The following is a 7,297-nucleotide window of genomic DNA, read 5'->3' as shown; positions in this document are numbered from 1 at the left end:
CGCGGTGATCTCGACCAAACTGTTCTCGGACAGCTTTCCGGAGTGGTTCGGTGATCTGGGTCTGTCGGCCTACACCCTGTTCCAGATCATGACGCTGGAAAGCTGGTCGATGGGCATCGTCCGCCCGGTGATGGAGGTGTATCCCTACGCCTGGCTGTTCTTCGTGCCCTTCATCATGGTCACGACCTTCGCGGTCGTGAACCTGCTGGTCGGTCTGATCGTGAATTCGATGCAGGATGCCCACCACGCCGAGGATGAAGTCAAGACGGATGCCTATCGGGACGAGGTGCTGGACCGGTTGGAGTCGATCGAACGCCGCCTGACCGAGCACATGAACAGCAAAAAGTGATTTCCGTTTCTGCCGGATTTTGGCATTATGCGAAAAAACGAGCAGGCAGTGAAATCATGGATCGTCGAGCATTTGGATTGGGTGCACTGGCAACACTGAGCCTTTCGGCTTGTGGAAGTGCGGGCCCCCGGTTTCTGACCTACAACGGACCCGAGGTGACATCCATCGTGGTGAACAAGGGCGCGCGCAAGATGTACCTGCTGCATCACGAGCAGATCTTGCGTGAGTATGATGTCGAGCTTGGGTTCGCTCCAAGCGGCACAAAGGTCAAGCGCGGAGACGGTCGCACACCCGAGGGCACCTACCTGATCGATCGCCGCAACCCTCGCAGCCGATATCACCTGTCGCTGGGGATTTCCTATCCCAACAGCCAGGATATCGCCAAGGCAAAGGCGATGGGCTTCGACCCGGGTGGAGACATTTTCATTCACGGCCAACCGAACCTGCGCAAGGAATTCAAGCGCGCGAAGAAGACACCGGATTGGACCGCTGGCTGCATCGCCGTCAAGAACGAAGAGATCGAAGAGATCTATGCGATGGTGAACGAAGGTACGTTGATCACCGTGCGTCCCTGATAGGCCGCCATTTCCCGAATCCGAACTGCAGATAGTCGCGCTGATAGGTTTCCTCGGCCAGCGCTTCGAGCCTGTCGTCGTAGATCTGATCCAACGAATAGGGCTGGTCCGGCGCGGGCACGCCGGGCTTCGGCGGGGCATTGTGCCCCAGGCCGCGGGCCAGATCCGGTAGCGCGGTGGCCATCTCTTCCTCGCGCAGTATGAGGTCGGGCAGGGCAAAGTCCGCAATCCCCTCCAGCATGCGGGCCTGCGTGCACCACAGCCCGTCGACCCGGATCGGGGTCTGGCCAGAGAGATTCAGCTGCAGAAACTCAAGAAACGCCGAAAACGCCTGATAGTGCTGTTCGAGCGAATAGTTTCCATCGCGCACCTGGCCCGGGATCGGCAACTTGAACCCGTTGCGCAGCCGGTTTCGGATTCCGGCATATGCGCCGGGCCCGGTGCCCAGGATCCGTTCGCAAAACACCGAATGCGCCCGCGCCAACGGGTGTCGCAGGACCGTGAATTTCCGGTGACCCGGATGCGCCTTCATCCAGCGGCGCACCTGTTTCTGGTTTCGGTCGGTGATTAGCTCGCCGCCATCAAGTTCGGACATCCATTGAACCACGATCTGTTCCGGTCCACCACGGATCGGCAGATACATCAACGGCGTTTCCGCGGCCGCGATATGACGCGAAACGGCCGGGCCCCGTCGTGGTTCAAAGTTCGGCGTTCGGTGCAGGTTGAACCGGTCCAGCGCCGCAAGGGCCGCATCCATGGCTTCGGGATTGGTCACCTTGGATAAGGCCGGTTCCGGGTTCTGAGGTTTGAGATCCGGAGCCAGTTGATCCAGACGCGCCTCAACCCCCAGCCATGCCGCCAGTCCGTTCAGAACATCCAGTTGGGTCAGATCCTCGTAACCGATGTAAAATGCGGTCTGGCCCGTTTTTTGCAGCTGATTGACTAAACTCAGCTGAAACGCCTGCTGCTCATCCACGTAGTCCCGAAACTCGTCCCCATCAAACGCAACCTTGGTGGCGCGCCTGCGTTTCACGTTGGTCAGCATCCACTGCTGGGTCTCCCGCGCAATCTTGAGCGAGATGTAGCTGTCCAACGGGTTGCGGTTGAGAATGATCTTTGCGCAGCGCGGATCGTTCAGCGCCATCGCCAGGGCCCGCGGGTCGTGCGAGTGAAAAAACCGGAACCCCTGCAGACCCTCCGGCGCGGAACGCATTGCTTCGATCAGGCGGTCCGGCGCAGCATCCCTGTCTTCCAGTGAAAGTCCCAGCACTTCGGTTGCTTTCGGGTATCCGATGAAGTGCGGATTGAACGCCTCGCCATGACACTGCACGCCGTCCAACGCATTCAGGTTTGCCTCCAGTAGGTTCGACCCGGTGCGCATTTCGGCAAGAATGATGAAATAGTCAAAGTCGGTCGGCATGCGGGGTCATTGCACCAGGTAGGGCTTGCGATACGGGCGGGTCTGATTGCCGAATACATCGTCGGCAGGAAAGTCGCCCATCAGGTGAGGGTGCATTCCCTGGTTCTTGAGGTTTTGCAGGAACTTTCCAAACCCGGCCAGATCAACCATCGTCGGCGCCTCGATCAGATGGCTGGGCTGCGTCGCGCCCATCCCTTCAAGAACGGTTTGCAGGTGTTCCATCGGGGATTCAACGAACTCGGCCATTGACCAAACATGCACGCGCGCTTTGGTCCACACGGAATCCAGCACCTCAAGCTGTTCGGTCTCAATCTTTTGCAGGCGGGCCGCTTCGGCGCGGATGTCGGCGAAATTCATGTTCGACCGAAACAGGGGAACAGCCCAGGCACCGGTGACCACGCAGACCTGTGCGTTCTTGTCTCTCGCCAGAAACCAATTGATCTTCTGGGTGTCAGCGGGGCCGAATTGAAAACACTGGCGTTCGCCCCGGGTGTTCCAGATCAGGTTCGACAGAAACGCCGTCGGATTGTAGTCGCGCAAAATGGCGTTGTCGCTGAGGGACCCGTTCAGGATAGTCTCTCCTTCGGCGAATTCGGCGCGCTTGGGGTTGAAAAGATGCCCATGGACGCGGGCGCCTGACGCATTGCCCAGCCAGCTTTCAAAGCCCTCAAACAACTCGGAAAAACCCTGAAACACGGAGTAAGGAAACGCGGTCAGGCCGTTTTCGCTGCCATGGCGGGGAAAACGGCTTTGCATGTACAGGCCGTCGCGGCCGCGGGTACGACGCTCGACCGCTTTGGAAAATACGCGGTCAATCTTGCCGGGATTGGGCTCGGCGGGTTTTCCGGCGAGGGACTGATCGTTCAGAAACGCCTGATACAGCCGGTCGGCGCGCGGCCAGATCTTGCGGGCGACGAAACAATCGGATCGGCGCAGCAACTGCAGGTGATCGTCATAGAAGATGTGCGGGCGGCCCTGATAGTCGAATTTCGACAGGGTCAGCGATCGGCTTTCGATCTGGGTGGAATAGAGCCGCGCCAGCGTCTGGAAATAGCTTTCGTCGGGGATCCATACATGCCGGAAATATCGATCATAGACACCTCGCTTGGGGTCCTGCAGGATCGCGGTCAGGGTCTGCCGCGTCAAGCACCACCACTGGCTGCCCATATGCGGGATCAGCCCGTTGGGGATTGTCCGCCGATATCCGACCGCGCGCTGAAGCTTGACGAAGCGGTCAAACAGCTTGCGGTGTTTGCGCCACGAGAAGGGAAACCGCAGGGTAAAACGTTCGAGGTCCAGCCCGCCCACGGTCCAGCTGACATCGGCGGTGGTGGCGCTTTCAATGAAATCCACGCGGGGCCGGTCGCTCAGGTAATCGATCAGGTCCTGAACCGGGCGCAATGGCAGGCAAGAGCCGGATGACAGAAAGACATGGCGTGTGTCGGGAAAGCGCTCCAGCATCAGCGTCGCGGCCGATTGCGAAGCGGCAACGATGCCCCAGCCGCCCCACTCGCAGACCTGGCGGTCGCAGAACAGGATCAGCGGATCATCCCCGCAGGCTGCGACAAAGTCTTTGAACACGGCCGGGTCGACCTTGCGGTCGACGTGGATGACCACCGGACAACCTGCCGCGGTCCAGTGCCGGGCAACCTGCTCAGCCCGGTCCAGCGCAGTGTGGACCAGCATCACGATGCCCAGGGTCCCGCTCATGCCCAGTTCCCTTTGGACATCAGACCCAGAATCTCAAGTTGGCGCCAATTGATGTATTTCTCGGACCATTTGCACCAGAAAACCGGTTTGCTCTCCAACTGGTCGACATAGGCCCTGTATTCGCCGGACGCGCGGTAGTGTTCACCGCGCTGCAGTTCTTCGCGGGCTTTGTCACCCAGCGTGTTGATCAGCTTGGCATGCAGCAATGCGCCGCTGGTTTTCTCGCCGCCCCACTCGTCGTAGACTTGGTTCAGGCCGCGCGGCAGCAGGGCATGGGTCGAGCTGACATAGACATAGCGCCGATCCCATTTGACCAGAGGGATCTTGTTCAGCGCGGGCGCTTTCGCGGGCTTGTCCTGAAAGAAAACCCTTGCCCGTGGCCCACCCTGGATCCACAGGTTTCCATAGGCCGGGTTCTTGGTGATCATGTAGTTGCCCGAGTCGAACCATGCGGCAATCTCGAACGGGTCCTGCCCCTCGTGATAGGTGGCGTCCTGTATCGGCCCCTCGGGATACATGTCCAGCAGCATCGTCCCGAAACTGCGCACCCCGGTGCCGTCCAGCCAGTCGGTCAGCGCGTCGATGGGACGTGTGTCGCAGAACGGATAGATCAGGAACTCGTCCGGATCTACGGTCAGGACCCAGTGTCCATGGACGTATTTCCGCAGCAAGTAGTTGGACCAGTCGATCCCGAATGTCGAGCGGCGATAGCTGGCATTCGTATACCAGACCGATACATCGGGCTGCGCCTTGAGATAGTCCAGCGTTCCATCCGTGCTGTCATTGTCGACGAACAGGAAATGCCGGACGCCCAGCTTGCGGTAATAGTCCAGAAAATAGGGCAGGCGGATCTTTTCGTTGCGCACGACGCTCATCAGCAGAACATCACCGGACCGGATCTGCCGGGTGTTGTTGCGGACGGTGCGCAGGTCGCGTCTTCGGCGGATGCAGCGCACAAGACGGCGCTTGCGCCGCAGTCTCATCCGGTAAGAATCCAAAAGGCTCACGCGCTGCCCAACCTTCTTGTAATACGCGAGCATGCCCGGGGTCCGCATTTGGTCAGACGGGAGCCGGACACTAACGTTTTATGACATTTTCGCACCTTGCGAAGCAATGTATTTAAAAGCCGTTAGCCAAGCATGGGTTTTTGAGGCACAGGATTCCCCGTTCACGTCCACCCGCCCGCTGACAGCAGTCCAAGGCTCTGCAGATGCGCCCAGCCTGAATACCGTTCTGATAGTGGAGTCCAAAGGTCGGGCCCGGCAATGATGCCATCATAGTATGGCCCGAATTGGTCGGGATCATGAAAATGCTGGCGCCTTTGTTTTTCGATGCGCGACTTCTCGACGACTTGCGGCAGGAATTTCGTGTGCAACAGGACGCCCGAGGGGGTTTGCCCGGAAGGCCCGCCATAGGCAAAATTCAGGTGTCGGGGCAGGGCCGAGTGACAGGAGTTCACGAAGGCATAGCGACGGTCCCACTTCACCAACGGAATCTTGTTCAGGGTCGGAGACCGGTCCGGGCAATCGGCAAAGAAGGCGCGTTCGCGAACGCCGCCTTGCACCCACAGGTTTCCCAGCGGCTCTTGCCGGCGGGCCCTGTAAGGGCCGGAATCGAACCAGTTCAAAGTTTCGGTCGGGTCGGTCTCGGGATCATAGGGCACCGCGCCCAACGGGCCTTTCGGGTATAGATCAAGCATCAGCGCGCCAAAGGCCGGCTGTCCGATTTGGTCCAGCCATCCCGTCAGATCGCGCAGGTCGCGGCTGTCGTGATGGGCATAGATCAGCAGTTCGTCCGCATCCACCATCAGCGTCCAATGACCATGGCCATGCCGCATCTGCAACCAAGTCAGCCAGTCCAGCCCGAACCGAGCCTCGCGATAGCTGGCCTGCGTTTGCCACAGCGACACGTCCGGCTGGTTCAGCAGATAGGTGGTCGAACCGTCATCGCTGCCGTTGTCGACCATCAGGAAATGATCGACCCCCAGCCGGCGATAGTGGCGCAAGAACCAGGGCAGGCGCTCGATCTCGTTGCGCAGGGTGGTGAAGGCCAGAATGTCGGTGGGCGCGATCAGCCGGGTCTTGTCCGAAACCGGCGTCAACGCGTGGCGGCTGCGGAAGGACCGCCACAACAGGCGCTTGCGCTTCAGGCGCAGACGGTATCTGCGAACCCAGCCCAGGGCGTTTTCGTCATGGTGGTGCGCGGCGCCCATGGCATGATCACTTTTCGTAATGGCCATTCTGATGCCAGCGCCAGGCATCGGCGATCATCACTTCCAGCCGCGACCGTTTGGGCCGCCAGCCCAGTTCGGCCTCGGCCCGGGTCGAGCCTGACACCAGCTTGGTGCAGTCGCCCGGCCGGCGCGGACCGGTGATGAAGGGCACCTCGCGATTGGTCACGCTGTGCGACTGCGCGATCACCTCTTTCACCGAAAACCCGGTGCCGGTGCCCAGGTTGAACACTCGGCTGCCCTTGCCCTGTTCCAGCCAGCGCAGGCCCAGCACGTGCGCATCCACCAGGTCGCAGACATGGACATAGTCGCGGATGCAGGTGCCGTCGGGCGTGTCGTAATCGGTGCCATAGACGGTCAGAGCGTCGCGCTTCCCGTCGATCGCGTCCAACAACAGCGGAACCAGATGGGTCTCGGGGCGGTGGAACTCGCCCACGTCGCCGTCAGGGTCGGCACCGGCCACGTTGAAATAGCGAAAGATCACGTGGTTCAGCCCGTGCGCCTGTTCGAAATCGCGCAAGATGTCCTCGATCGCGCGTTTGGAGGCGCCATAGGCGTTCAGCGGGTGTTGCGGCGTGGTTTCGTCCAGCACCACGTTGTCGTGGTCGCCATAGGTTGCACAGGTGGACGAGAACACGAAGTCCAGGCAGCCGGCGGCCACAGCCGCCTCAATCAGGTTCAGCGATCCGGTGACGTTGTTGCGCCAGTACCGGCCCGGCTCGCTCATGGCTTCGCCGACCTGGCTGAGCGCGGCGAAATGCATCACCGCCGCCGGTTGGTACTTGGCAAAGACCTGCTCCAGCCGCGCGCGGTCCAGCAGATCGCCCTGTTCGAAGGGGCCGAATTTCACCGCATCCTGCCAGCCGGTGACAAGGTTGTCATAAGTCACGGGCACATAGCCCGCCTGCGCCAGCGCCTTGCAGGCATGAGATCCGATATATCCGGCGCCGCCGGTCACGAGTATGTTTGTCATCCGTGGTCCTGCCGAATGTCTGCCCGTCATGGATTAGCTG

At 60.4% G+C, this 7,297-nt stretch carries 7 protein-coding genes; 2 read left to right on the top strand and 5 right to left on the bottom strand.

The window, feature by feature from the left end; all coding sequences use genetic code 11:
- Together AC2FM5_RS06245 and AC2FM5_RS06240 are read left to right on the top strand one after the other, a co-directional pair.
- A partial coding sequence (locus AC2FM5_RS06245) for an ion transporter (RefSeq protein ID WP_496734487.1) occupies positions 1-349 on the top strand: 349 nt, incomplete at its 5' end.
- Positions 350-405: 56 nt separating this feature from the next.
- The gene (locus AC2FM5_RS06240; RefSeq protein WP_093963918.1) at positions 406-924 is read left to right on the top strand and encodes a L,D-transpeptidase family protein; all 519 of its coding nucleotides are present in this window, start codon (positions 406-408) and stop codon (positions 922-924) included.
- On the opposite strand, the gene AC2FM5_RS06235 is transcribed toward AC2FM5_RS06240, so the two are convergent.
- The 5 genes from AC2FM5_RS06235 to galE form a co-directional block, all read right to left on the bottom strand.
- The gene (locus AC2FM5_RS06235) at positions 908-2,344 is read right to left on the bottom strand and encodes a nodulation protein NodH (RefSeq protein ID WP_496734485.1); all 1,437 of its coding nucleotides are present in this window, start codon (positions 2,342-2,344) and stop codon (positions 908-910) included. The two genes, AC2FM5_RS06240 and AC2FM5_RS06235, sit on opposite strands and share 17 nt — an antisense overlap.
- 6 nt (positions 2,345-2,350) lie before the next feature.
- Positions 2,351-4,054, bottom strand: coding sequence for a DUF5927 domain-containing protein (locus tag AC2FM5_RS06230; protein ID WP_496734483.1), 1,704 nt, complete (start codon positions 4,052-4,054; stop codon positions 2,351-2,353).
- Positions 4,051-5,037 carry a glycosyltransferase family 2 protein gene (locus AC2FM5_RS06225; protein ID WP_496734481.1) on the bottom strand — a complete coding sequence of 329 codons (987 nt, stop codon included), beginning with the start codon at positions 5,035-5,037 and terminating at the stop codon, positions 4,051-4,053. Before AC2FM5_RS06225 ends, AC2FM5_RS06230 begins: the two co-directional genes overlap by 4 nt.
- Positions 5,038-5,222: 185 nt before the next feature.
- Positions 5,223-6,266 (bottom strand): glycosyltransferase family 2 protein, encoded by a 1,044-nt coding sequence (locus tag AC2FM5_RS06220; RefSeq protein WP_496734494.1) that lies wholly within the window; start codon positions 6,264-6,266, stop codon positions 5,223-5,225.
- A gap of 7 nt (positions 6,267-6,273) precedes the next feature.
- Positions 6,274-7,257 carry a UDP-glucose 4-epimerase GalE gene (gene galE / locus AC2FM5_RS06215; protein WP_170361146.1) on the bottom strand — a complete coding sequence of 328 codons (984 nt, stop codon included), beginning with the start codon at positions 7,255-7,257 and terminating at the stop codon, positions 6,274-6,276.
- Positions 7,258-7,297 lie beyond the last annotated feature (40 nt).

The organism is Ruegeria sp. BHSA162 (genome assembly GCF_059613385.1).
Note: the sequence above shows the minus strand (reverse complement) of the source record. Positions and strands in the feature narration are given on the sequence as shown.